We start from the raw sequence: 22,006 nt of genomic DNA, 5'->3' as shown, positions 1-22,006 counted from the left end.
GCGTGAGGTGGGCAAGTGGGATCTGCCGGGTTGTGGGAAAAGCTCCAACAAAATCGCAGGCGAGGTTGCAACACCATGGCACCAACTTGGCAAACCGATGGGCATACTTGGTTCCTTCTGCCCCCTCAACCCCGCGCCGTCGTTCACTTTCTGGGTGGAGCTTTTGTGGGAGCTGCCCCGCAAGTGTTCTACAGCCGCCTGCTGGAAGAACTGGCCCGTATGGGCATGGCCGTTGTTGCCACCCCCTACACCACCGATATCGATCACGCCCAACTGGCGCTCAACGCAGCCCAATCTTTGCACAGAAGCCTGCAAAGCAAGGGTTTGCTGGAGTTGCCTCTGTTTGGCTTGGGTCATAGCCTGGGCTGTAAGTTGCAGATCCTCTCTTGTCTAGCCGTTCCTTCTCTGGGATCCCGTCGGCGAGGCAATATTTTTCTGGCCTACAGCAATGCCGGGTTGGATCGGGCTTTGCCATTGCTGCGGCTGTTGACCCAAGCTTGGCCTCAACAACAGCTCGCCGATCTGTGGCGGATGTGGATGGGATCCTCCTCGCCGCCTGTGAACCTGTGGTTGGAGTTCGAGCCTTCCCCGACAGAAACCAACCGCTTAATTGAGGAGCAGTATCCGGTTAGAAACAACCTGCTTGTGGAATTTCGACAGGATGATATTGACGACATTCCTCTGCTCTACCAGCAGCTTTGCCGCAAGTATCAAGGCCACACCGAGTGGCAGCATCTCGAGGGGGATCACCTCACTCCACTGGGTTTTAGCTATCCTTTCCAAGTCGGGGAGGAGTTCAGCCCCATCGATGCTTTTGGACAGTTGATCTACCAGAACCTACTGGCCCCCAACCACCAAATGATCCGAAGCATCCGAGCCTGGCTGGCAACCCAATTGGCCCATTGACATTCTTCCCACGGCTCAAGTCAACGGATTTTTTCACAGCTTGCAGGATTTCTCCCGCTCACTGTTGGCAAGCGGGCGGCAGGTCTTGCTACTCCATCCTTGCGGATGCAGGAGGATGCCATAACCCCAGATACTTTGGCCTTCCATTTCAAACTAGATTGAAACACTCCCTAAGCGTTCTCCGCTGCCGCCCTACCCCCAGCAAGAGAGGGGAGCTAGATGGAAATGTTTCATTCCGGCTTAAAACGACTATAAAAGCTGCGTCACAACCTCGCTAGCGGAGCTACTGCATTGGTGTAGCTCATGACCGCCCATTTACTGATCAAGCCAGCTCAAATCGGAGAGCAGATCTTGAGAGTAGGAAGAGGGGGACTGCGCTTGCAGATGAAACAACATCTGAAGGGTATCGCTCATCAGAAAGTAACAGGTCAAGACGCCGCCGGCAGCCACAGCCACCAGTGTCCCTGCCAACATGCGCGAGAACTCCTGACTCTGAAAAGCCTGCTCCATCAAGCGCAGCGCCCAGAATCCCAGGAGGACAACAATGGCAAGGATGATCAACATATCGTAATTTATTGTAACAAGCCTGCTGCTCAACGGCCATTGACAGAATTGAATAAGAACATAAGGACTCCCCTTGTCCCTCATGCTCCATGACTCTGAGTCAGTGTACAGAAGGGCTTGGCGTGCCTGGATTTGCAGCCCTTTTCGGTTGCCCTTGCTGCAGGCCATGAGCACAAAAGGGATCCCACCAGCGAAGATTGCAGGTTGGGCCGGCGTTCAAGCGGGCTACAGCCGACGCCCGTTATCGGAAATGCGGGTGGATCAGGAGCTGATGTGGCTGATTCAGGTAGGGCTGTTGCGGCGGGAAGTGGATGGGCAGGGGATCACGGATCGGTATCGTCTGGCACCTCTGGGTCGGCAGTTGCTGCAAGATCTGGAGAGGGATGAAGCTTTTGCCGGGATCTCGGCAAGCTGGGCAGACCACCTGCAGAATAGGCTGACCCGCTGGCGGCTGCTTCCCTGAGGATCCCCTACACTGGATCCAACGTTCAACGCCGCTCTCGAGGGGGGATATGGTACGGCCAAGGTTGATGCGTGTGCCCGGATCCCTGGCACTCCAACGTCCACTCCAAACCTCTTTGCAGCGGCGCAGCCAAGCAATTAACCGGCGCAGCAAATCTATCTACCGCAAAACCCGCTCCCTCTACCGACGCAACTTGCCCCTTTATCTGCGCAATTTGCTGTTGCAATACCGCACCAGCCTTATCTACAACCTCAAAGCCAGGCCTGTCAGCAGAACCCGTCGAGGATAGCAAGCCCCCCTCTGGATCCCAGCACAGCGGTCTTCACCCCGTCGGAGTTGGTGATGGAGATTGTCCACCCCCAAGCCTGTGTAACCCCGTAGGAGGGGTACTTCTTGCAGGAGACTACCGGATCGTGAAGCGGCCAACTCCCACCTTCTCGCCGTTGACATGAATCTCGACGCGGTAGCGGCCGGTGTAGGGTTGGCTGAAGCTCAGAAAGCCTCGCACGGTATCGGCCAAGGGATCCCAGGGAACATCTAGCCTGCGGATCAGTTGCTCGCCCCCGGCTTCTCCGCCCTCGTAGTACCAGAGTATCTCCACCTTGGCGTTGGCAGGAAGGTTGCCCACCGGCAAGATGGCCCAGATCAAGGTGTCAGTGGTCTTGAACTCGGTTGTGGCCTCGCCAGGGCTGCCGTCCCCCCGACCTCGGTACAGGCCGATTGTCCTTAGCCCCGCCTCTTTGGGGGTTCCTTGGCTGTAGGCACGGGCATCCGCCTGCGCTTCCTGACCTAGGCGATCCAGCTCGGCCAGCAAATCTTCCTGCTGCTTCAGGGCATCGGTTGCTTCCTGCAGCCACTGGGCGATCTGCCGCTCTGAGGTTGGGACTTCTGAAGCCGGGGAAGAAGGCTGTGCAGCCGCCCCGCTGAGGTTGCGAATGGGAAAACCCTGAGCTGTCCCCACCTCGCTGCCCAGTAAGTTCAGCCAGCGGCTGCGCAGTTCAGGCATCATCTGGGGCTTGGCGGCGTAGGCAATGCGCACACTGCCGCGCGGGCCTCGGGTGATCCGGCCAATCTCATGTTCCTCAACTCCACTCACCGTCCCACGGCAACCAGCACTGCGGAACTCGTAGAGCACATCTTCTTCGCTCTCCCGATGAAACTCCCAAGTCGTTTGGGGGCAGCTAGCCAGGATGTTGTCCCGCATGTGGTTGGCGAGAAAGCGCGGCGATCCCTGGACATGAACGTCCATGACGGAGAGCATTTCTCTCCAAGAGGCCAAGCTCTCTCCGGGCCGTGTGAGAAGGGTTAGAGTAACCCCTTCTAGGACTTGATGATCGGCGAAAACCCATTCCCCCGAATCCCCTTCGATAACAACGTTTCCCGAGGGGCTGATGAAAGCGGATGCAAACAGCAGGCCGGCAAAAAGATTCAACACAATGCCCTTCCTTATCCTGGGATTTGCACCTGAAAACGGGACAGGAGAGCTTTCAAACTGCTCACTGGGCAAGCAAAGAAGGGCTGAACAAGGTCGTTGCCGTTTACAAGGCTCACCTCAGAAGAATCTTGATAGATTCCTATAGCTTGATTTTGCTAACCTTACCCAAATGTTATTGACTCCCCAGAACGCCGACTAGCTTAGCACAATTTAGCTCAATTCTGAACCCTATTGTGCAGAAATGTTGTGTTTTTCTGATGAGTATATCCATTTACATTGAACAGATATCAGCCTGTTCGTTCAGAAACCTGAAGCTCCCTGTATGGCAATCGAAAGCTGGTCACTTTAGTAGGCTACTGTGGCCAACTGAAGAGGAGATCTTTCCGATGATCAACCAGTTATCCCCCAAGGTCTCCAGCCGGGGCTCCACCAGTTGCCAGCTCTGGTTTACATCAGGGATCCCCTCCCCTGCTACCGGGGTTGGCGCAGCGGCTCCGCCTAGGATCTTGGGAGCGATGAAGGCGGCTACTTTCTGGATCGCCCCATCTTTGAGGGCTGCCCAGGCCAGCGTGCCCCCGCATTCCCAGAGGGCACTCAGACACCCCCGCTGAAAGAGCACCTGTGCCGCCCGCGAGGGGGTTACTTGGGGCAGATGCAGCAGCTCCACCCCCTGCTTGGCCAGGGATCCCCACAAAGGATGGGTTGCCACAGCTTCTGTGATCACCAACGTCGGCGCTTCTTCCACCTGCCACAGATGGGCGACGGGAGGTAGGTTCAGGGAACGGCTGAGGACCACCCGCAACGGCTGGGATCCCTGCAACTCCGCCAGGCGACAGGTGAGGCGCGGGTTATCCTGCCAAACGGTTCGGGATCCAACGATGACGGCATCATGCCAGGCCCGCTGTTGGTGTACCCACTGCCGCGCCGGAGAGTTGCTGATCCAGCGGCTGTGGCCGGTGGCGGCGGCGCTCTTGCCATCCAGGGTCATGGCGTATTTCAGCAGGCCGAAACACTGTTGCCGCACAATGGCGAAGGCAAACCCCTCGTTCAGCTCCTGGCACTCCCGCTCCAGCACTCCCACCGTCACGTCGATCCCCGCCTCCTGCAGGCGTCGGATCCCTTTGCCGGCCACCAAGGGATTGGGATCCTGCATCCCCACCACCACCCGCCGGATCCCGGCAGCTAGGATGGCCTCGGTACAAGGGGGAGTGCGCCCATAGTGGTTGCAGGGCTCCAGGTTGACGTAGAGCGTTGCCCCTCTGGCCAGGGATCCCGCCTGTTGCAGAGCCAACACCTCCGCATGGGGCTGCCCTGCCCCCGGATGAACGCCTTCCCCCACCACCCGATCCCCCTGCACGATCACGCAACTCACCCGCGGATTGGGAGAGGGACGCTGAGGTGTGGAACGGGCCAGGGATAGACACCGTTCCATCCACTGCTGATCCGAAATCATAAAATGGGCATCCGCTCCAGAGCGGCTCAAGCCGGTGACAAGGCTGCCAACTTGCGGTTGAAAGCTGCAATTGCCTTGGATTCTAGCTCTGCCACCTGCAATGCGTAGTCGCGGGCGCGGGCCTTTTGTTCGTTGCTAACAATCTCTCCCGAACGCAGGCGATCCAACAAATCGAAGGGATCCAACACCTCATCCATCGGGAAGCGGCCCAGATGAATCATGATCGGCAGGCATATTCTTCGCCAAGAATCAGAGCGGAAGTGAGCGTGGGTGATTCCCTCTCTCCCAGCTTGAGGGTGGGACGAGCCTTGCGGCCAACCACCACCTGGCGATGGGTCTCGATCACTGCTCTGGCCCGATCCAGATCTTGATTTTTCCAATCCACAGCCAGCCTGAGGCGGTGGGCGATGAAATCCGCAGTGGCGATGTAGAGCAGAGAAGAATCAAAGCATAAACCCGCGTCTGGGCAGTTGACGCCACCGTTGCACAAAACGCCGGGAAGGTGATCCCCGCCTCCACCACCGTGGTCACCCCTGAGCGGATCCCCGCCTCATCCGCCGGCAGACAAAAATCCCCCACCGACGTGAAAACCCAGTTGCCCGATCTCGTCCAATCCCTGGTCGGGATCCAGCAGATGTGCGTTGATAAACAGGGTGGCAGCCACCAGAACTCCTGTCAACAAGGCGTTAGACCGGTATTGCGGCAAGGTAAAACACTTTTTTCTTGCAATTTGTAGGCTCAACTACAAAATCCGACGCGGAGAAGACCGCAATCTGAGCGTGATACCTGCTACATCTGCCGTTTCGACAAACAGGCTCTAATATTGGGATGGTTATTCTAGGAGCTGCCTTCATGACCTCTTCCCCCCACCTGACCGCTGCAGAGGGGGCAGCGGGTTCTGCCAACGGGCTGAAGGAGGCATCCCTGTTTGGGGAACGGGATCCCTTGGCCCATTCCCTTCAAGTCAACGAAGCCTTCAACCGCAGGAACAACCTGTTGAACCGTCGCCTGCAATTGGTGGAAGAACTCTGGGAATCGGTGATCCTGCAGGAGTGCGGTCAGTCTCTGGTGGATCTGTTGCAGCGACTGCGTTCCATGTGTTCCCCAGAAGGACAAGCCCTGGAGTACCCGATCCCAGAGGTACTACAAATTATCGAGTACCTCAGCCTCGACGCCACCATCCAAACGGCACGGGCCTTTGCCCTCTTCTTCCAGTTGATCAACATTGTTGAACAGCACTACGAACGGGCAGAAGACTCGGACATGCGCATGGTGGATAGCCAACAACGTACCGTGCGAGAAAACGAAAAATTTGAACGGCTGTTCCCTTACCTGCGGGCTCAAGGGGTGCCGCCGGGCCTACTGCGCAGATTGCTGGAGCAGTTGCACATTCGCATGGTTTTTACCGCCCACCCCACCGAGATCGTCCGCCACACCATCCGCGAGAAGCAACGAGCTTTCTCTCGCTTGCTCAGCCAACTGGATTGGGCAGAACAAACCCAGCCTTTGCAGGCCCAGATGATAAAAGAACAGATGGCGGAAGAAGTTTTGCTTTGGTGGCGCACCGACGAGTTGCATCAGTCCAAGCCGACTGTTTTGAACGAAGTCGATTACACTTTGCACTATTTTGAAGAGGTGTTGTTTCAGGCCATCCCCCTGCTGCACGAGTACCTCAGCCGCAGCCTGAAAAAAGCTTTTCCCAGCGTCGAGCCACCGCCGGCAGGATTTTGCAACTTCGGCTCGTGGGTAGGCGGGGATCGGGATGGCAACCCTTCCGTCACCGCCGATGTTACCTGGCAAACGGCTCGCTATCAGCGCAACCTCATCCTGGGCAAGTACATCGAATCGGTGAAGGCTCTTACCAAAACCTTGAGCATTTCCCTGCACTGGGGGGATGTGGACAGCCAACTGCTGGATGCCCTTGAGCAGGATCACCGCCTCATGCCTGAGGTTTACGAATCGTTTTCGCTGCAATACCGCCAAGAGCCCTACCGCCTCAAGCTCAGCTACATTCAGCGGCGGCTGGAGTTGACGCGGGAGCGCAATCGCAACTTGGCCGACTCCGCTTGTTTGCCCACCCCTCCCCCTGTGGACAACGCCTATGCCAACGCAGAAGAATTTCTGGCCGACTTGCAGCTTATCCAGAAAAGCTTGAAAAACAGCGGCCTTTCCTGCCGTCAGTTGGATCATCTCATTCAACAGGTACAGGTGTTTGGCTTTCACCTGGCCCATCTGGATATCCGCCAAGACAGCAGCTACCACGAAGCCGCTCTCACGGAGATTTTCGAGTACTTGCGCATTTTGCCGCGTCCCTACAACGAGATGACGGAAGAGGAAAAAACCGCCTTTCTCCTGCAGGAGCTACAAACACGTCGGCCTCTGATACCGCTGGAGATCGCCTTTTCCGAGAAAACGGCAGAGCTGATCGCCACCTTTCGCACCCTGCGCCGCCTGCAGCAGGAATTCGGCTTGGCCATTTGCCAGACCTATGTGATCAGCATGAGCCGCCAGTTAAGCGACCTGTTGGAGGTGCTGCTGATGGCCAAGGAGGTGGGTCTCTACGATCCCATCAGTGGTCGCGGATCCCTGGCGGTGGTGCCGCTGTTTGAGACCGTCGAAGACCTGAAGCGGGCCCCGGAAGTTTTGCGGCAGTTGCTGGAGATCCCTTTCTATCGCCAGTACTTGGCTCAGCAGGGGAATCTACAGGAGGTGATGCTGGGCTACTCCGATAGCAACAAAGATTCCGGCTTTTTGAGCAGCAACTGGGAGATTTACAAGGCTCAACAACGCCTGCAGACGGTGGCCGAATCCTACGGGGTGAAGCTGCAGATCTTCCATGGCCGGGGCGGTTCGGTGGGCCGTGGAGGGGGCCCGGCTTACGAGGCCATCTTGGCTCAGCCAGGGCGCAGTGTGGGGGGCCGCATCAAAATTACCGAACAGGGAGAGGTGTTGGCCTCCAAGTATTCCCTCCAGGATCTGGCCATTTTTAACCTGGAAACCGTCACCAGCGCCGTGATCCAGGCCAGCCTACTGCGCACCTACCCCAACGATCTGCACGAGTGGTCGCGCCTGATGGAATCCTTGGCGGAGCGCTCCCGGCAGGTGTACCGTAACCTGGTCTACGAGCAGGAGGGCTTTGTGGAGTTTTTCCACGAGGTCACCCCCATTGAAGAGATCAGCCAACTGCAGATCAGCTCCCGTCCCGCCCGCCGCAGCGGTAGCCAAAAAGACATCGGATCCCTGCGGGCCATTCCCTGGGTATTCAGTTGGACGCAAAGCCGCTTTCTCTTGCCGGCCTGGTATGGGGTTGGCACCGCCCTACAAGAATACGTGGCCAGGGGCGAGCACAACCTCAACCACCTGCAGCACCTCTATCGCGAATGGCCTTTCTTCCGCATGGTGATCTCCAAAGTGGAGATGACTCTGGCCAAAGTGGATCTGCAAATAGCGCGTCACTACGTGCGGGAGATGAGCTCTCCAGAGCGTCTAGAGCGGGCGATGGAGCTGTTTGAGTGTATTGCCCAAGAAATGCACCGTACTCGCACAATAGTGTTGCAGATTACGGGCCACAGGGAACTGTTGGAGAACGACCCTTATTTGAAGCGCTCGGTGCAGTTGCGCAACCGCTCTATTGTGCCCTTGGGCTTTATTCAAGTCTCTCTCCTCAAGCGCCTGCGGGAGCGTCAGGGATCCCGCACCGGACGAACACGCTACGACCGAGCTGAACTTCTGCGTGGGGCTCTGCTCACCATCAACGGCATTGCCGCCGGGATGCGCAACACGGGCTGAGGGATCCAACCGGATTCACCACACCTCCCAAGCAAGGCTGGCGCTGTCCCTATTGAGTTTCAGAGCAGTGTCGAGAGCCTATCAGAACAGATCGTCATCATACTCTTCTGGCTCCACTTCTACTGGCTCTACTTCGACAACGCGGCGGGAAGGACGGCGGGGAGGTTCATCCGCGTAGCTTTCCCCTTGGTCTTGGGGCAACCGTGGGGGACGGCGGCGGGTAGCTGTACCTGTGCTGCGCTCTTCCTGCACATCCACATCCTCTGGATACTCTCCGGCAGGGCGACGGGGGCGACGGGCCTCTGGCGGCGGAGCCGGCTCATCGTAGTCGGTGTCCTGACGCGGGCGGACTCCTGGCTCCTCGTAATACTCATCCCCTTCGGGTCGGCGGCGTGGACGCACACGGGTATCGCCGGTCAGTTGGGGCCTGGGGCGACGGCTAGGATCTTCACCACTGCGCCCAGGAATGGAGCGACTGTAAGAGGATGTATCGCGGATACGGGATCCCTCGGCTCGAGTGGAAACCGTGCGTCCTTGGGCATAGCCATCCGGGGGATAGGTGCGGCTGAAGCCTTGCCGCCGAACGGTCGGACGAGCCCCGCCCACCTGCCGTGCTTTTTCGCTTAAGAGAATCCGCAAACGGAAGGTTTCGATGGCAAACCAGCCGGCCATCACCGCCAGCAACACCTGCGCAAAGAACAGCAACGGGATGAGCCGCTGACCTTCCAAGAGCAAGCAGACGGAATAGATCAGGCCCATCGTGGCAAAAATCACGTCGTACTCAGCGGAGGCCTCGCGCTTGATGAACCGAACCGCGAAGATGGCTCCACTGGCAATCGCCACCAGCGCTGCCATCAAAAAGTAGGGGCTTTGGGTGAGAAACATGCCAGGGATCCCTAAACGATGAAGACGGGAGAGCGTTGAGCCTTATCCATTCCACAGCCGATCCTAGCATTGATCCTCCTGGTGGCACGGACAACAAAACCCAGGTTTGGGTGTAGGGACGGGATCCCTCTTCAATAAAAGGGATCGGTGCTAAAATCGGCAGCATCTTCCTGCATGTTCCATGCTGTATCTGGCACGGGTACACAAAAAAAGTCTCTTCGGCCAGGGGGAGCTGCAGCTCTTGGCCCGGCAGGCCGAGGACGGTGTTTGGATGCCGCTGCGCAAGCCAGAAGGGGTCACCTGCAAAGAGGTTGGCCCTTACAACATTGGGGTGTTGCTGCTGGTTGAGCTTTCGGAAGAGCGGCAGGTACGGCGGGCGGAAGAGGCAGCCATGAAGCTGGTGGAGATGTTGCACAACCTATCCCGAACCCACAGTCTGGTGGATCTGTCGGAGATTGAAAGCTGGCGGCAATCCTTGACTCGGCAAAGCCAAGAGCTGAGCCGTCGCGAAGCAGAGGTGGCCGCTCGCCAAGAGCAACTGCAACAGTGGGAAAACCGTCTGCGAGAAAAGCTGTCTCCTTGAGCTCTCAGATCTACTCTTATCTTAAGTAGAGTCATTTTAAGCTAATTGAGAAGCCCCCCAAGTGCTCTGTGCCGCTGCCATCACCCCATCTCCTAAAAAGAAAGGGGAGCTGGATGGAAATGTTTCATACCTGTTTAAAATGACTGTAAGTCCAAGTAAGTCTATGAGTGAATCTGGATGTTCTGCGCCTTCCCAAATCAGTAGTGATACGACCCGGATCAACTTGAGTTAAGCCATTCTTTTCCCCCAGAATAAGCGGGGCAAATCCGGGATCCATCATGCCCCATGTTGCCCATGGCAACAGACTGTCCCACCTCCAGTGTAGAAATCCCCCGACTTTAGTCGGTGAGAGTGTCAACCCTGTGCTGGTGCTGTATGGATCGATCAAACAGTGCTGAGATCTGGCCTTAACTCGCGGGCACCTCGCAGATAAACATGCTGCATGTCCGCTTGAGCAAGTGGAGTATTCAACTGGATCAAAACCCGAATGCAACGGGGTAAGTCGCCGCTCACCTCCATCTGTTGCACATCCAACAGAGGCACCGACTCCCAACCGGGGCGACGACGAGCAAACTGGGCGGGAAAAGCTGCATTTAAATCAGGAGTAACAGAAAAAATAACGCTGACCAACTCAGCCGGATCGAGGGCGTTGCGGTGCTCTAGCGTATCCAGCAGCTCAGCCACCGCCGCGCCAATGGCCTCGGCACTGTTTGTAGGTACGGTGATGGCTCCCCGAATTGCTCTGACTCGCCACCCCAATGGCCACACCCTCGTGCGCTTGAGCTCGCCTCGCTTCCAGAAAATTATACAGACTCATCCCTGTTGGGATCCCATCCCTCTGGGGAAAACCAGCCCCCATCGCCTAGCTGGGCTGCAGGAGCTTTTCCAGGATCTGCTCGTGGCTGAGGCCGGAGTCCACCCAGGCTTCTCCCTCTTTGAGGCGGGCAGCAGCGGTTACGACAAACAAATTGCTCTTCGCTCCCAAAGCCTCGCTGGCGGTTTGCACGCAGAGCAAATCCTGGCCGGTTAGCTGGCTAAACCAGGTGGCCAACAGCCCTGCCTCCAGAAAGCCCATCGGCCGCTTGAAATGGGGAGGCGTGACGGCAGCGAAGGGAGAATTGCGAATCGACACCACCAGCACTCCTTGATCTTTGTAAGTCCAGTCGATCTCGATCAATCCCCAGCCATGAGTTTTCCAAGCTTGTCTCAGACTTTGCAGGAAAAGGCCCATCTCCAGCTCGGCCAAAGGCTTCTGGTAGTAGTCGGAGAGTTCTTGGGCAAAACGGCGGAAAAACTCCTTGCCCCACATCCGACCACAGTTGCGCAATACCAAACGAGCAGCCTGGCCAGTCTCGTATTCCAGGCCCGTGTAGATGCCCCGCAGCAATGCTTCTGGAAGGGCCAAGAGACGTTCACCGTGGCGACTTTCCAGTAAGCCCGATTCCAAATCGCTTCGCAGATAGGCGCTGGGTGCATAGTAGTTGGCCAAAACGGGCGTGTAGGGATCAAAGGTGACTGAGCCATTGGAGATAGAGCTAGTGCCGGTCATAAGGGATCCCCTGGTTATCCAATCCAAGTCGTTATTGAGCTTTAAGCATCCAAATAGGAGCAGGGTGCAGTTGACAGTTCGTTGGTTGTTGAGCTGGGAGAACGGTTGTTTACGCTCCAAATCTTATGGCGATCCCTCCAGCAATTGAATACCCCTTGGGCAGATTTACTACAACGCTAACATTAACTCCAACGACACTGAAGTCTCCGGCTAGTTGAGATAGAGCGCTCTAGCACCGAAAAATGCAAAAAGCAAAAAAGTATCTAGCTCTAAAACAGCAAGGCCACCTGTACCTGGGTGATTAAGGGGCGGATAAACTCCAACTCTCCAGGGGCCAGATGGTCTCTCAGCTCCTGCTGGAAAATCCGATAGGCAACCTCATAAACCCTCTGCAGTCCGTACAGGCGCACCTCTTCCTCCATCCACTCGAGCAGCCGCTCTTTCAGGAGGTTTTCGTCCTGCAGCAACATGGCCATAGCGCTGTGACGCAGCAGCAACAACAGGTGCCGCCGGCACAGATCCAACACTTGGGGGGAAAGGTCGGGCATCTCTTTTTGCAGGGCATTCAGGGTTTGGCTCACCACCTGGCTCTCCCGTTCCCGCAAAACTCGGTACACATGCTGCCGTTTTGGCCAGCCGAGAACATAGGCTTTCAGATGCTCCAGCTCCTCTGGTTTGAGGTAACGGGCTTCCGACTCGATCAGCATCTGCTCCAAGGGGCTTACCATCTCGCTCCTCCCGGATGTCGGTGGGTGCTAGGAGATTCAAAACAGGCTGAACAGATCCGCCAAGGTGATCTGCTCTTCTTCCGGCTCGGGTTCCGGTGCTGCCGACAGGGATCCCAGAGAATGCGCGGCCAAACTCAGGGGATCCCCCGCCCAGGGGATGGAACCAAAATGCTCCCGCACTTGCAGAAAAGGCATTGGCAGAGAGCGCATCTGTAGGGGGCGGTTATCCCAATTTAGACGGGCAAAAAAGCTCTGCACCGAATCCTCTAAAGTAATCTTCCAGGTCATGCCTTAGCTACTCCCTGACCTGAACGCAATTTTTGGGCAATTTCACCAGCACTGGCCCCTTCGTTCAGCCAGAAGGCAGCCGCATCGATGCGATCTTTGCTGCCGAGCAAAAACTTGCAATAGCTTTCCCCCATAGAATAGCACTGGATCTCGATGCAGTTGAGCTGCCGTTCCACCATGGTGCTAAAAAAGCCGGCAAATAATCCGGCGTAAAGATGACAGACAGGTTTACCGACATCCCCCAGGGTGCGGGCCACGGCGGAGTCAAAGAGGTTGATGAAAATAAACCCTTGCCGCCGACTCTCGGTCTCCACCTCCCAGCGCCCCCATCCTTGCGAGGTCAGAGGCCACCACCAGGTTTCCAAGAGAAACATGAGATTACTCTGCTTGGGGTGGCGCCGATATTCCTCCTCAAACCAGCGGGAAAAATGGAGGGCATCGTTGCGTCCCCACTCTCGGCCAATGGTGTACATCAGAGAAGCCGAGGCATCTCCCACTTCTTCCTCCAGGCCCTGCTGTAAACCCAGGATAAAGTCTTCGCTCACCAAGACATTGCGGGCGCCCGTCCAGTCCACAAGGGATCCCTGGGAGAGATTAAAGCGGAAAAAGTCTTCGCGGCTGTAGTGGTTATGCCGTTGGGCGGCAGGCTGAAGAGGTATCTCAATGGGGGCAGTCGTCATGGTTGGGTGAGGAGAGATCAGATTTTTTAACACTCCTTATCATACCCTTCTTAATTGGCATTTTTACCAAAAAACTGGGTCTAAAGCCTCGTCCTCAAGGCCTACGGCCCGCTGACGCAGTTGCAACAGCGTTGCGGAGCAATGGGGGACGGCTTTGGGATAGACTCAGGGCGACGGCAGGGTAGTCAACCACTCCAAAAACCCAGCAGGAGTGGGTCAACTGGAGAAAACTGCCCTCAGAGGGAGACAGAAAAGCCCTGAGTTGTTGTAAAGATTTATTCAAAAATTGGGAAGAAGAGCTGTACAGGGATCCGGAGCAGTACTTAAGACTGAGGCCTGACCTTGATGAAAGCAATGGCAGACCGCCACAGCAGCGACTCCCGCCCCTCGGCATCGGCTAAACAGAGGCAATCGGGATCCTGCCAGCGCAACTGGCCGACGAAGACATCTCCGGTATTGAGTTTGACCTCGAGGGTTTCCCGATCCTTGATGACCTTCTGCAGGCGACGCACGCTCGGGATCCCGGTGTTGAAATCGGTCACGACAGCCCTATCAGCCAGCGAGAAACGGTATGTCAGCAAGCCCACTGTCCCCAGTATAGGGGATCCCTGCCGCTTCCCACTGCCCCTCCACCACACTTCCACAACTTGGGCTCAAAACTCGCCCTCATCTTTGCCCATTTTTTCTGCTGGCGAGTACTATGTAGGGGGGATGGCGCTTAGAAAAGCGGTAAACCTTTCGAGTTCGCCGTCTTTTTTAAGCGAATCTACGGGTGTTCTCCCCGAAAAAAGCCAGCACAATAGGGCTAGGGTGATAGAGGGTGCGGCTGTCGCCCTAGGGAAGGTGAATCCTCAGCTGGGATCCCTTCTACATGCCATTTTGCCGCCGAGTTGTCTGTCCTTTTCAACCCTCATCAGTATCAGCAGTATCAGTGCAGGAGAGATCGTTATGGCAGTAGAGAAAGTGAACTCCTCGTCCAGCTTGGCCGAAGTGATCGATCGCATCTTGGATAAAGGTATCGTGGTCGATGCCTGGGTGCGGGTTTCTTTGGTTGGGATCGAGCTGTTGGCCATTGAAGCCCGCGTCGTTGTGGCTTCCGTGGAAACCTACCTGAAATACGCTGAGGCTGTGGGTCTGACGGCTACTGCTGCTGCTCCTGCCGTCTAAATCTGCCTAACCAAAATCACTCAACCAAGGAAAGTGCCCACAACCCTCTCGCCTTGAGCATCGCAATGGTTGGATGAGTTATGCTCTCTGGGCGGAGGCGTAGGAAGCTAGCCGTCGGAAAGCGAGGCAGGGATCCACCGCCGGTCTCTGCCTTGCTTCTGCGGGTTTTGTTCGAGGATTGAGTCTTGCAGCCGCACTGAGCTACAGGTTGGCAGTGCCATCGAGTTGGGAACAGGCAGAGAAGCTGTATCCACCCAAGCATTGAAAACGACGTGAGGGATTGGAGATCATGAGTTTGCAGGAACAATGGGCCATGGCCCGCAGCCGGCGGGTGACTCAAAACCGAAGTTTGTTAAGCCGATCCCGGCAGCAGCGCCTAGAGCAGCACCAAGCCCTGATGGTTGAGCTGGGGCAGCGCCGCCAGCAACGACAGGAAGCAATACGGCACCAGACGGAGCAAACCCGCAGCCAATTGCAGAAACTGAGGCAGGAGCGGGCTGTGAGGCGATCCCTGGACGAATGCTCCCGTTCGGAAGCGGCGGCTCAGCGGGCCAAGTCGGTGGCAGAGAGTCTGGCTCGCCTGGAGCAGGAACGAGCTGCTCAATTGGAAGCCAGCCGGCAGCAATTGCAGGCTTTCCGGGCTAACTTGACTGCGGCTGTGGAGCATTTGCTGAGCACCTATACGCAGGCTCGGCAGGCGATGGCCGACAAAACTCAGCAAGCGCGGCAGTCTTTTTGCGCCGATTTGCGGCAGTGGGTACAGGCTCTCCGGCAAATGGCTCGACAGGAGCTGGCTCAGATGGCTCAGGAACAGCAAGCCCAGGCCCAGGCCCTGCGGGGATCCCTGGCCACTTTCCGGGCAGAGTTGCATAAGCAGGTGTGGGGCAATGGGATCCCTGACCTCATCCCAGAACCTGAGGTCTCCATTTCCGGTGAAGGTTCTGGCAGTTCCGTTGAGATTGCCGGTGAGGCGCCAATATCTGCCTCTGACTCAACGCCCATAGCCGAAGACCAAGCCCCGGTGGAGCCGCCTGCTCCCGTCTCTGTTCCCCAGCCCCAGCCCTCGGAGGGTTTAATAACGCCTGAACCCCCTGAAGTTCCGCCCACTGTTGAGAAACAAGCGGATCCCATCCTTGACTATGTCAACAAGTATGTGAGTGATCTACAAGCGCAGGATCCCAACTTGACCCTGCTGCAGGTAATTGGGGATCGGGAACGGGTGCGGGATTTGTTGGCCCGCGGCGCGGTGGATCTGGGGTTGGATCCCTCGGAAATCTTGGCTACGCTGCGGCGCATGGTGTCGGGGACGGTCGCAGTTTAGTTGTGCCGAGCGCAGGAAGAACATCCGGGCTATAGTCAAGGCAAAGGAGTCTAGGGCAGCAAAGAGGTTGGGTATCTCTATGGCCACGGTTCTGCAGGCGCGTCCCCGCCAGTTCGTGAACACCCCCTACATTGAGCGGATTACCCGCCGCGCTTTGCGCTATTTGCAATCGGGCTTTGCGGTGCATTTGCGGGGGCCTTCGGGTACGGGCAAAACCACTTTGGCGATGCATCTGGCCAGCCTGCTGGGCCGCCCCATCATGCTGATCTATGGGGATGACCGCTTCGATTCTTCCGACCTCATCGGGGGGCGCACCGGTTTTACCCATCGGCGGGTGGTGGACAACTTCATTCACTCGGTGGTGAAGACGGAGGAGGATGTGCAGCAGCGCTGGGTGGATGCCCGCCTCACCTTGGCTTGCCGAGAGGGGTTTACCCTCATCTACGACGAGTTCAATCGCTCCCGCCCTGAGGCCAACAATGCTCTCCTGAGTGCCTTGGAGGAGAGGCTGCTGGTGTTGCCGCCGGACAGCAACCGCTCGGAATATCTGCGGGTGCATCCCCAGTTCCGGGCCATTTTTACCTCTAACCCGGAGGAATATACCGGGGTTCACAGGGCCCAAGATGCGCTGCTGGATCGGATGATCACCATCGATATGGGGGAGCCGGACATCGAGACCGAAAAGGAGATTCTCACCTCGCGAATAGGCTTATCCGGCCCCGACGCCCTCAAGATCGTCCACATTGTGCGGGCTTTTCGCCGCAAGTTGGATCTGACGCGCCACCCCAGCCTGCGCAGTTGTTTGATGATCGGGCGCATTGTCAAGGAACATGAGCTGGCAGTTAGCAAAGAGAATGCCGATTTTCGCGCTTTGTGTGCGGATGTGCTGTTGCCCCGGGCTGGCAAGCGCTATGAAGAGGGATCCCAGCTGCTGAATTATCTGCTAGACCAACTGCCTGGCTGAGTCTTTTGCCTGTTGGTACACTTTGGAGGTCGATTAACCCTGTGCCGATTAGCTCTCAACCCTTGACCACGGCTACTCATGGCTCCTCGCTGGCCGATGTGCTGGAGCGGGTGCTGGATAAGGGCATTGTGATCGCCGGAGACATCACCGTTTCGGTGGGCAATGTGGAGTTGCTGAATGTGCGCATTCGCCTGCTGATTTCTTCGGTGGATAAGGCCAAGGAGATCGGCATCAATTGGTGGGAATCGGATCCCTACCTCAACAGCCAGGCGCGGGAGCTGCTGGAAGCCAACCGACAGCTCATGCAGCGCGTTGCCGAATTGGAAAGACAGCTTGCCCAAGCTCTGCCCCAGGGGAGAAAGGGAACGGATCAGTAGGCTGCCCCGCCATTATGACCAGGATTGAGAAGCTAGACTGGCTGCTGGGGTGGTTTGACGGGGTGATGGGGCATGGCTTTGGAGATGGCGTTTGACCGGAAGGGTTGGCAGCGGCTAGGGACGCTGGGCTGGGCTGTGGGTGTGGTGCTGGCCCTTGGGATCCCGGCCTGGGGTCAAAATCCTCGTGCCATCAGCATCAGCGCTGATGTGCAGGAGGCCAACGCCAACACAGGAGTTTTTACGGCCATTGGCAATGTCACCCTCAGTTTTCCTGCCGAGCGGCTTACGGCCCGCGCCCAAAGAGCTGTGTATTACAGCCAGGAGCAACGCATTGAGCTGGAGGGCCAGGTCATCATCAACCAAGGGGAGAATCAGTTGCAAGCGGAGAAAGTCATTTACCACATCGACAAGGGCACCATCCAGGCAGTGCCATCGGCAGGGCGGCAAGTGGAGTCCATCTACGTTTTGCCGGAGCCCAGCTCAAGTTCTTAGCTGATCCCCACACTTTTTTCCAGCAGCTGAAATGACTACACATGGGGCAGCGCTGGAAACGAGCTCGGGGAATGTCGGCTTAGATCCGTTTAGGATGTAGTAATTCATTTAGGATGTAGTAGTTCGGGCGGCAGACTTTTTCCCTGACTCTGAATCAAAGGATGGCTGATGGATGTTCGGGATCCGAGTTCCTCACCCCTGGCAACGAGAGGCACAGGTCACTCCAGAAGAGATGTTTTTCAGCCGGCGGCAATTTCTAGCGCAACTGGGATCCGTTGGGGTGGGAGCCAGTTTTTCTATTTTTGGGTTTGGCAGCAGGGGATCCGCTCCCTCGGTAGAACGAGAGCTGACGGGGATCCCACTCAACCCCCACTTTTCGGATGTGGGCAGGCCCGTCACCGAGGAGATTGTAGCTGCTCGTTACAACAACTTTTACGAGTTTGGCTCCGGAAAGCGCGTCTGGCGGGCTGCACAGGCTTTGCCCACGGATCCCTGGACTGTCGAGATTACCGGGCTGGTGCGGCATCCTCAGCGGTTGGGCCTGGAAGATCTGTTTAACTTCCCCCTCGAAGAGCGCATCTATCGCTTTCGCTGTGTGGAAGCCTGGGCGATGGTGGTGCCGTGGTTGGGCTTTCCGATGCGGCTGTTGCTGGAACGGGTGGATCCTTTGCCGACGGCTCGATTTGTCCGCTTCACTTCCTTTTACGATCCGGAAATTATGCCTGGCCCAATCTGGCCCCCCAACTTGCCTTGGCCCTACACGGAAGGGTTGCGGATCGAGGAAATGGCTAACGAGTTGGCCTTTTTTGCCCTCGGCATCTATGGCAAGCCGTTGCCCAAACAGCACGGAGCGCCAATTCGCATGGTAGTTCCCTGGAAGTATGGCTTTAAGGGGGGAAAATCCATCGTCAAAATCGAGTTTTTGGCCCGTCAACCCTCCACGTTTTGGAATACCCTCGCCCCTGAGGAGTATGGATTTGAGGCCAACGTGGATCCTAGGGCGCCCCACCCCCGCTGGTCACAGGAGCAGGAAGTCTTGATTGGTTTCGGATCCCGTTCCCAGTGGCAAATCGTTCCCACCTTGCCCTACAACGGGTACGGAGAGTATGTTGCCCACTTATATGGCTGAACTTATATGCCTGAAGACGCCCACGAAAGGATTCGAACCTCCGACCCCTGGGACCGGAACCCAGTGCTCTAGTCCACTGAGCTACGTGGGCAATGCAACTGCATTAACCATCATATCTGCTGACTTTCAGTTCTGCCAAGGGGGCAAAGCTGCGGCGGTGCTGCGGGGTGGGCCCCAAGTTCTGCAACGCCAGTCGGTGCTCCCGCGTGCCATAGCCAGCGTTGGTGCGCCAGCCGTAGCCGGGGTACTGCCGATCCCAGCTCTGCATCAAGGCATCTCGCCAGACTTTGGCCACAACTGAAGCAGCGGCAATGGAGAGGCTGATGTGATCCCCCTTGACCAGGGCCGTTTGCCGGGATCCCAGCTCGGCCAGCGGCAATCCATCCAGCAAAATGTGTTCGATTGGATCCAACTTGGCCAAAGCCCGCTGCATGGCTAGCACCGTGGCCTGGCGAATGTTGAGCCGGTCGATCTCAGCAGCAGAGGCACTGCCAACGCCCACAGCCAAAGCCACCTGCCGAATCCGTTCCGCCCATTGAGCGCGTTGCTGCGGACGCAGTTGTTTGGAATCCCTCACTCCCTCCAGTTCTTTGGGATCCATCTGGGCCGGCAAAATTACCGCCGCTGCCACTACCGGCCCGGCCAGGGCTCCCCGCCCCACCTCATCCACCCCCGCCACCCGCAGGATCCCCTGCTGCCAAAGGGATCCCTCCCAGATCAAACTCGGCCTTGCCCGCTCCACCATACTCCCATGCCTGCCCCTGGGCTTGAGAGCAGCGCCTAACTGCTGCGAGAGCGCCGTCGCCTGGAGGCTGCCGGAGATTGCTGGGCAGGGCTGATCCCCAGTTCCGCGGCTGGCTCGGCCAAGCTGCTCTGCACTGCTGGCACGAACGATTCAGCAGAAGGGATTTCGGGTTCAGAAAGTTCGGGTGGAGAGAGGTTGTCCAGCAGCTCCTTCTCCTGCAGAGCCTCCGGTTCGGGTGCAAACTCCTCTGTCTGAGAAGTTGCCTCAGTCTCCATCCTGGGCGGACTTTCCGCCTCTAGAGTTCCCGGCAGAACCACCCTAACCGCCGTGTCTCGGCCCCAAGGCGGCGGCTGGTCAAGCAGCAACAGCGGCGACAGCCCCAACTCCGAGTAGACCCGTTGTTGTAACGGGGTCATCTCCACGGTGACGGTTTGCCGTACCGGAGCCGGACGGCCTTCTGAGGACTCCGTCCCGCTGGCGCGAACGGTGCGGGCTGGGGAAGTGTGATCTTTGCGTGAGGCGGATTCTGCCTCTTCCCCAGGGCCAGAACGGCGGGGTTCTTGACGCTTTAGGTCTGCTCCGCCCCCTGGCAGTTGCATCGGCTCTGGGGCTTCCTCTTCTACAGGAGTATCCAGGCTCCGAGCAACGAGGCGCTGGCCAGTGCGGGGATCCCCCCAGTCTTCACGGGGACGCTTGCGTCCCGTTTCAACCCGTGGCTCTTCCTCCAGATCGTCTGAAGTCGTAAAGGGATCCGGGCTGGGGCGTCGTTGTCCGGGGGCAGAGCGCGACCGCCGCAGCAGCGCACGGCTATCGCCTCGAGACAGCCCATCGCTCCCCACTCGCAGGCGTGCCCGTTGGGGGTTGCCATCGCGGGGCAGGATCGGGCCGGCCTCTTCCTCATCCCCTCCTTCCGCCTCGGTGGGTAGCGTTACCGTCAGGCCGCTTTCTATTGTTAACAGATGCCCTGGCTCGGCCCCCGGCAAGCGGGCTAGGATCCCCAGCCCCTCACAGGTGGGGCAAGAATAGCCGAAGATCTCGTAAAGGCTTTGCCCCTGCCGTTTGCGGGTGAGCTCCACCAGCCCCAATTCCGACAGTTGGACCACCTGTGGGCGAGCTTTATCGCTGGAGAGGGCCTTGTTAAAATGCTCCAAAACCAGCAACTGGTCGCGGCGGGAATCCATATCGATGAAGTCCACCACAATCACACCGGCAATGTTGCGCAGCCTCAATTGGCGGGCAATCTCGGTAGCCGCCTCACAGTTTGTCCACAGCACTGTCTCCCGAGAAGTGGCCGATTGGGTGAAGGAGCCCGAGTTAACATCAATTACCGTCAGGGCCTCGGTGGGCTCGATGATGATGTAGCCACCAGAGGGCAGATCCACCCGTGGCCGCAGCGCCTGCCGAATGACCGCGTTGACCCGAAAATACTCCAGAATGGGGGTGGGCTCGCGGTGGGCATCGACAACGACACCGGGGGGCATTTGGCCCTTGTTCCAGCCCTGCAGATAGCTACGGACTCGCTTCGCTCCTGCCGCAGAGTCGGTCACAATACGGTTCACATCGTCGGAGTAAACATCCCGCAGCACCCGCTGAATAAAGTCGTCATCCCGGTTGAGTAGCCCCGGCCCCCGTGCTGCCTGATACTGCTGTTGAATATCTTCCCAGAGTTTCTTCAATTGCTCCAGGTCGTCGATCATCGCTTCTTCGGACACACCTTCCGCTTCGGTGCGCACCAACAGGCCCATCTGCGGGGGTTTAATCAAAATGGCCAGCGACTTCAAACGGTTGCGTTCTTCTCGATCCTCGATGCGGCGGGACAGATGAACGCCTTTTCCGTAGGGTCGCAACACCAAATACCGCCCTGGAAAGGCCAAATCTCCGGTAAGCCTTGGCCCTTTGTTGCCGGTAGGCTCTTTCATCACCTGTACCAGCACCTTTTGCTGCGGCAAGACCAGCTCAGAAATCGAGGCATGACTTCGCTTGAGGCGCAGCGGGCCCAGGTCGCTGACGTGGATAAACCCATTGCGCTCTGCAGGGCCGATGTTGACGAAAGCGGCATCGATGCTGGGCAGAACGTTCTCGATGATTCCGACGTAAACGTCTCCCACTTGGTGAGCGCCGCTGGCGACGATCAGCTCTTGCACTTGATCTTCGGCGAAGACGGCTGCCACGCGATGTTGCTCGGCAATGACAATCTGCCTGGGCATTAACTTCCCTCCCCGCCCCAAGGGCACGCGGTTACGGATTGAACCCTCGTTCTGGCGAGGTGTTGTCCTTTTGCTGGGATCTGCTCAAGTTTCTTTAACCAGGATCGAGTCGTCATGGGGCTGTCCATTACCCTCAGCTCTGCTTTGACGCTTGGCTTTGTTTCCTCTCCAATGGGTGAGGTGAGTTTAAGTGCATGTGAACTACCCAATGCTGGCTCTGGTGGGTACAGCGGGGGGCTTCTGCTGATTGGAAGGAAAACTCATCGGATGGGATGAATGGA

General features: G+C 57.5%; 25 protein-coding genes and 1 tRNA gene. 11 read left to right on the top strand and 15 right to left on the bottom strand.

The genetic code is table 11. From position 1 onward, the window contains the following. The first annotated feature begins 75 nt into the window (after positions 1-75). The gene (locus ACVWZJ_RS02020) at positions 76-906 is read left to right on the top strand and encodes a DUF1350 family protein (RefSeq protein WP_011433447.1); all 831 of its coding nucleotides are present in this window, start codon (positions 76-78) and stop codon (positions 904-906) included. Between the two features lie 315 nt (positions 907-1,221). Here ACVWZJ_RS02020 and ACVWZJ_RS02015 read toward each other — a convergent pair whose 3' ends face one another. After that, positions 1,222-1,470 carry a hypothetical protein gene (locus ACVWZJ_RS02015; protein WP_011433446.1) on the bottom strand — a complete coding sequence of 83 codons (249 nt, stop codon included), beginning with the start codon at positions 1,468-1,470 and terminating at the stop codon, positions 1,222-1,224. A gap of 82 nt (positions 1,471-1,552) precedes the next feature. On the opposite strand from ACVWZJ_RS02015, the gene ACVWZJ_RS02010 reads away from it, so the two are divergent. After that, complete coding sequence (locus tag ACVWZJ_RS02010; protein WP_011433445.1) at positions 1,553-1,933, top strand: Npun_F0494 family protein; 381 nt, start codon at positions 1,553-1,555, stop codon at positions 1,931-1,933. A 67-nt stretch (positions 1,934-2,000) separates the two neighbouring features. Then, positions 2,001-2,222 carry a hypothetical protein gene (locus ACVWZJ_RS02005; RefSeq protein ID WP_011433444.1) on the top strand — a complete coding sequence of 74 codons (222 nt, stop codon included), beginning with the start codon at positions 2,001-2,003 and terminating at the stop codon, positions 2,220-2,222. Positions 2,223-2,336: 114 nt separating this feature from the next. On the opposite strand, the gene ACVWZJ_RS02000 is transcribed toward ACVWZJ_RS02005, so the two are convergent. The 4 genes from ACVWZJ_RS02000 to ACVWZJ_RS01985 form a co-directional block, all read right to left on the bottom strand. Beyond that, positions 2,337-3,368, bottom strand: coding sequence for a hypothetical protein (locus ACVWZJ_RS02000; RefSeq protein ID WP_238376732.1), 1,032 nt, complete (start codon positions 3,366-3,368; stop codon positions 2,337-2,339). A gap of 340 nt (positions 3,369-3,708) precedes the next feature. Beyond that, positions 3,709-4,821, bottom strand: coding sequence for a bifunctional diaminohydroxyphosphoribosylaminopyrimidine deaminase/5-amino-6-(5-phosphoribosylamino)uracil reductase RibD (gene ribD, locus ACVWZJ_RS01995; RefSeq protein WP_011433442.1), 1,113 nt, complete (start codon positions 4,819-4,821; stop codon positions 3,709-3,711). 26 nt (positions 4,822-4,847) lie between these two features. Beyond that, positions 4,848-5,042 carry a hypothetical protein gene (locus tag ACVWZJ_RS01990; RefSeq protein WP_011433441.1) on the bottom strand — a complete coding sequence of 65 codons (195 nt, stop codon included), beginning with the start codon at positions 5,040-5,042 and terminating at the stop codon, positions 4,848-4,850. Positions 5,043-5,163: 121 nt separating this feature from the next. Continuing rightward, entirely contained in the window at positions 5,164-5,400 is a 237-nt protein-coding gene (locus ACVWZJ_RS01985) for a hypothetical protein (protein WP_148202738.1), read from the bottom strand. A 273-nt stretch (positions 5,401-5,673) separates the two neighbouring features. On the opposite strand from ACVWZJ_RS01985, the gene ppc reads away from it, so the two are divergent. Next, positions 5,674-8,610 (top strand): phosphoenolpyruvate carboxylase, encoded by a 2,937-nt coding sequence (ppc, locus tag ACVWZJ_RS01980; RefSeq protein ID WP_011433437.1) that lies wholly within the window; start codon positions 5,674-5,676, stop codon positions 8,608-8,610. Positions 8,611-8,691: 81 nt separating this feature from the next. On the opposite strand, the gene ACVWZJ_RS01975 is transcribed toward ppc, so the two are convergent. Continuing rightward, complete coding sequence (locus ACVWZJ_RS01975; RefSeq protein ID WP_011433436.1) at positions 8,692-9,495, bottom strand: Ycf66 family protein; 804 nt, start codon at positions 9,493-9,495, stop codon at positions 8,692-8,694. 181 nt (positions 9,496-9,676) lie between these two features. Between ACVWZJ_RS01975 and ACVWZJ_RS01970 the strand changes: the two genes are divergently transcribed. Further along, positions 9,677-10,078, top strand: a complete 402-nt coding sequence (locus tag ACVWZJ_RS01970) for a hypothetical protein (RefSeq protein WP_011433435.1) — start codon at positions 9,677-9,679, stop codon at positions 10,076-10,078. Between the two features lie 384 nt (positions 10,079-10,462). Here the strand turns inward: ACVWZJ_RS01970 and aroH are convergent, their stop codons facing one another. The 6 genes from aroH to ACVWZJ_RS01940 form a co-directional block, all read right to left on the bottom strand. Then, on the bottom strand, positions 10,463-10,837 hold the full coding sequence (aroH, locus tag ACVWZJ_RS01965) for a chorismate mutase (RefSeq protein WP_011433434.1): 375 nt from the start codon (positions 10,835-10,837) through the stop codon (positions 10,463-10,465). 103 nt (positions 10,838-10,940) lie between these two features. After that, on the bottom strand, positions 10,941-11,627 hold the full coding sequence (locus ACVWZJ_RS01960; protein WP_457394274.1) for a V4R domain-containing protein: 687 nt from the start codon (positions 11,625-11,627) through the stop codon (positions 10,941-10,943). A 269-nt stretch (positions 11,628-11,896) separates the two neighbouring features. Continuing rightward, complete coding sequence (locus ACVWZJ_RS01955) at positions 11,897-12,355, bottom strand: globin family protein (RefSeq protein ID WP_414417972.1); 459 nt, start codon at positions 12,353-12,355, stop codon at positions 11,897-11,899. 36 nt (positions 12,356-12,391) lie between these two features. After that, positions 12,392-12,643: a hypothetical protein gene (locus ACVWZJ_RS01950; RefSeq protein ID WP_414408155.1), complete on the bottom strand. Its 252-nt coding sequence runs from the start codon at positions 12,641-12,643 to the stop codon at positions 12,392-12,394. Continuing rightward, entirely contained in the window at positions 12,640-13,323 is a 684-nt protein-coding gene (locus ACVWZJ_RS01945) for a V4R domain-containing protein (protein WP_414414032.1), read from the bottom strand. The genes ACVWZJ_RS01950 and ACVWZJ_RS01945 overlap by 4 nt, the downstream gene beginning before the upstream one ends. A 323-nt stretch (positions 13,324-13,646) precedes the next feature. Then, positions 13,647-13,865 carry an Hfq-related RNA-binding protein gene (locus ACVWZJ_RS01940; RefSeq protein WP_041437389.1) on the bottom strand — a complete coding sequence of 73 codons (219 nt, stop codon included), beginning with the start codon at positions 13,863-13,865 and terminating at the stop codon, positions 13,647-13,649. A 406-nt stretch (positions 13,866-14,271) separates the two neighbouring features. Here ACVWZJ_RS01940 and gvpA point away from each other — a divergent pair, with 406 nt between their 5' ends. The 6 genes from gvpA (at position 14,272) to msrP (ending at position 18,773) form a co-directional block, all read left to right on the top strand. Beyond that, a complete protein-coding gene (gene gvpA / locus ACVWZJ_RS01935) occupies positions 14,272-14,490 on the top strand; it encodes a gas vesicle structural protein GvpA (RefSeq protein ID WP_011429717.1) in 219 nt (72 codons plus the stop codon). A gap of 289 nt (positions 14,491-14,779) precedes the next feature. Continuing rightward, positions 14,780-15,811 carry a gas vesicle protein GvpC gene (gene gvpC / locus ACVWZJ_RS01930; protein WP_457394269.1) on the top strand — a complete coding sequence of 344 codons (1,032 nt, stop codon included), beginning with the start codon at positions 14,780-14,782 and terminating at the stop codon, positions 15,809-15,811. Positions 15,812-15,890: 79 nt separating this feature from the next. Further along, positions 15,891-16,775 carry a gas vesicle protein GvpN gene (gene gvpN, locus ACVWZJ_RS01925; protein WP_011433426.1) on the top strand — a complete coding sequence of 295 codons (885 nt, stop codon included), beginning with the start codon at positions 15,891-15,893 and terminating at the stop codon, positions 16,773-16,775. A gap of 41 nt (positions 16,776-16,816) precedes the next feature. Then, entirely contained in the window at positions 16,817-17,152 is a 336-nt protein-coding gene (locus tag ACVWZJ_RS01920; protein ID WP_414408153.1) for a gas vesicle protein, read from the top strand. A gap of 72 nt (positions 17,153-17,224) precedes the next feature. After that, complete coding sequence (locus ACVWZJ_RS01915) at positions 17,225-17,644, top strand: LptA/OstA family protein (protein ID WP_457394266.1); 420 nt, start codon at positions 17,225-17,227, stop codon at positions 17,642-17,644. Between the two features lie 172 nt (positions 17,645-17,816). After that, positions 17,817-18,773, top strand: a complete 957-nt coding sequence (gene msrP / locus ACVWZJ_RS01910; protein ID WP_457394263.1) for a protein-methionine-sulfoxide reductase catalytic subunit MsrP — start codon at positions 17,817-17,819, stop codon at positions 18,771-18,773. A 17-nt stretch (positions 18,774-18,790) separates the two neighbouring features. Here msrP and ACVWZJ_RS01905 read toward each other — a convergent pair. From ACVWZJ_RS01905 to ACVWZJ_RS01895, 3 genes are all read right to left on the bottom strand, one after another. After that, positions 18,791-18,864 (bottom strand) — tRNA-Arg (locus ACVWZJ_RS01905). A gap of 12 nt (positions 18,865-18,876) precedes the next feature. Beyond that, positions 18,877-19,518: a ribonuclease HII gene (locus tag ACVWZJ_RS01900; RefSeq protein ID WP_011433421.1), complete on the bottom strand. Its 642-nt coding sequence runs from the start codon at positions 19,516-19,518 to the stop codon at positions 18,877-18,879. A 35-nt stretch (positions 19,519-19,553) separates the two neighbouring features. Continuing rightward, positions 19,554-21,725: an Rne/Rng family ribonuclease gene (locus tag ACVWZJ_RS01895; RefSeq protein ID WP_414329422.1), complete on the bottom strand. Its 2,172-nt coding sequence runs from the start codon at positions 21,723-21,725 to the stop codon at positions 19,554-19,556. Positions 21,726-22,006 lie beyond the last annotated feature (281 nt).

Source organism: Thermostichus sp. OS-CIW-29, from assembly GCF_054058195.1.
This window is presented reverse-complemented; position numbering and strand designations above follow the sequence as displayed.

What these genes read in the sequence shown, in the direction of transcription:
- msrP (WP_457394263.1), top strand. Translation starts at nt 17,817, where the DNA reads ATGTTCGGGATCCGAGTTCCTCACCCCTGGCAACGAGAGGCACAGGTC.
- ACVWZJ_RS01895 (WP_414329422.1), bottom strand. Translation starts at nt 21,725, where the DNA reads ATGCCCAGGCAGATTGTCATTGCCGAGCAACATCGCGTGGCAGCCGTC.
- ACVWZJ_RS02020 (WP_011433447.1), top strand. Translation starts at nt 76, where the DNA reads ATGGCACCAACTTGGCAAACCGATGGGCATACTTGGTTCCTTCTGCCC.
- ACVWZJ_RS01955 (WP_414417972.1), bottom strand. Translation starts at nt 12,355, where the DNA reads ATGGTAAGCCCCTTGGAGCAGATGCTGATCGAGTCGGAAGCCCGTTAC.
- ACVWZJ_RS01945 (WP_414414032.1), bottom strand. Translation starts at nt 13,323, where the DNA reads ATGACGACTGCCCCCATTGAGATACCTCTTCAGCCTGCCGCCCAACGG.
- ribD (WP_011433442.1), bottom strand. Translation starts at nt 4,821, where the DNA reads ATGATTTCGGATCAGCAGTGGATGGAACGGTGTCTATCCCTGGCCCGT.
- ACVWZJ_RS02010 (WP_011433445.1), top strand. Translation starts at nt 1,553, where the DNA reads ATGCTCCATGACTCTGAGTCAGTGTACAGAAGGGCTTGGCGTGCCTGG.
- gvpC (WP_457394269.1), top strand. Translation starts at nt 14,780, where the DNA reads ATGAGTTTGCAGGAACAATGGGCCATGGCCCGCAGCCGGCGGGTGACT.
- ACVWZJ_RS01990 (WP_011433441.1), bottom strand. Translation starts at nt 5,042, where the DNA reads ATGATTCATCTGGGCCGCTTCCCGATGGATGAGGTGTTGGATCCCTTC.
- ACVWZJ_RS02005 (WP_011433444.1), top strand. Translation starts at nt 2,001, where the DNA reads ATGCGTGTGCCCGGATCCCTGGCACTCCAACGTCCACTCCAAACCTCT.
- ACVWZJ_RS02015 (WP_011433446.1), bottom strand. Translation starts at nt 1,470, where the DNA reads ATGTTGATCATCCTTGCCATTGTTGTCCTCCTGGGATTCTGGGCGCTG.
- ACVWZJ_RS01960 (WP_457394274.1), bottom strand. Translation starts at nt 11,627, where the DNA reads ATGACCGGCACTAGCTCTATCTCCAATGGCTCAGTCACCTTTGATCCC.
- ACVWZJ_RS01900 (WP_011433421.1), bottom strand. Translation starts at nt 19,518, where the DNA reads ATGGTGGAGCGGGCAAGGCCGAGTTTGATCTGGGAGGGATCCCTTTGG.
- ACVWZJ_RS01950 (WP_414408155.1), bottom strand. Translation starts at nt 12,643, where the DNA reads ATGACCTGGAAGATTACTTTAGAGGATTCGGTGCAGAGCTTTTTTGCC.
- ACVWZJ_RS01975 (WP_011433436.1), bottom strand. Translation starts at nt 9,495, where the DNA reads ATGTTTCTCACCCAAAGCCCCTACTTTTTGATGGCAGCGCTGGTGGCG.
- gvpN (WP_011433426.1), top strand. Translation starts at nt 15,891, where the DNA reads ATGGCCACGGTTCTGCAGGCGCGTCCCCGCCAGTTCGTGAACACCCCC.
- ACVWZJ_RS01970 (WP_011433435.1), top strand. Translation starts at nt 9,677, where the DNA reads ATGCTGTATCTGGCACGGGTACACAAAAAAAGTCTCTTCGGCCAGGGG.
- gvpA (WP_011429717.1), top strand. Translation starts at nt 14,272, where the DNA reads ATGGCAGTAGAGAAAGTGAACTCCTCGTCCAGCTTGGCCGAAGTGATC.
- ppc (WP_011433437.1), top strand. Translation starts at nt 5,674, where the DNA reads ATGACCTCTTCCCCCCACCTGACCGCTGCAGAGGGGGCAGCGGGTTCT.
- ACVWZJ_RS01915 (WP_457394266.1), top strand. Translation starts at nt 17,225, where the DNA reads ATGGCTTTGGAGATGGCGTTTGACCGGAAGGGTTGGCAGCGGCTAGGG.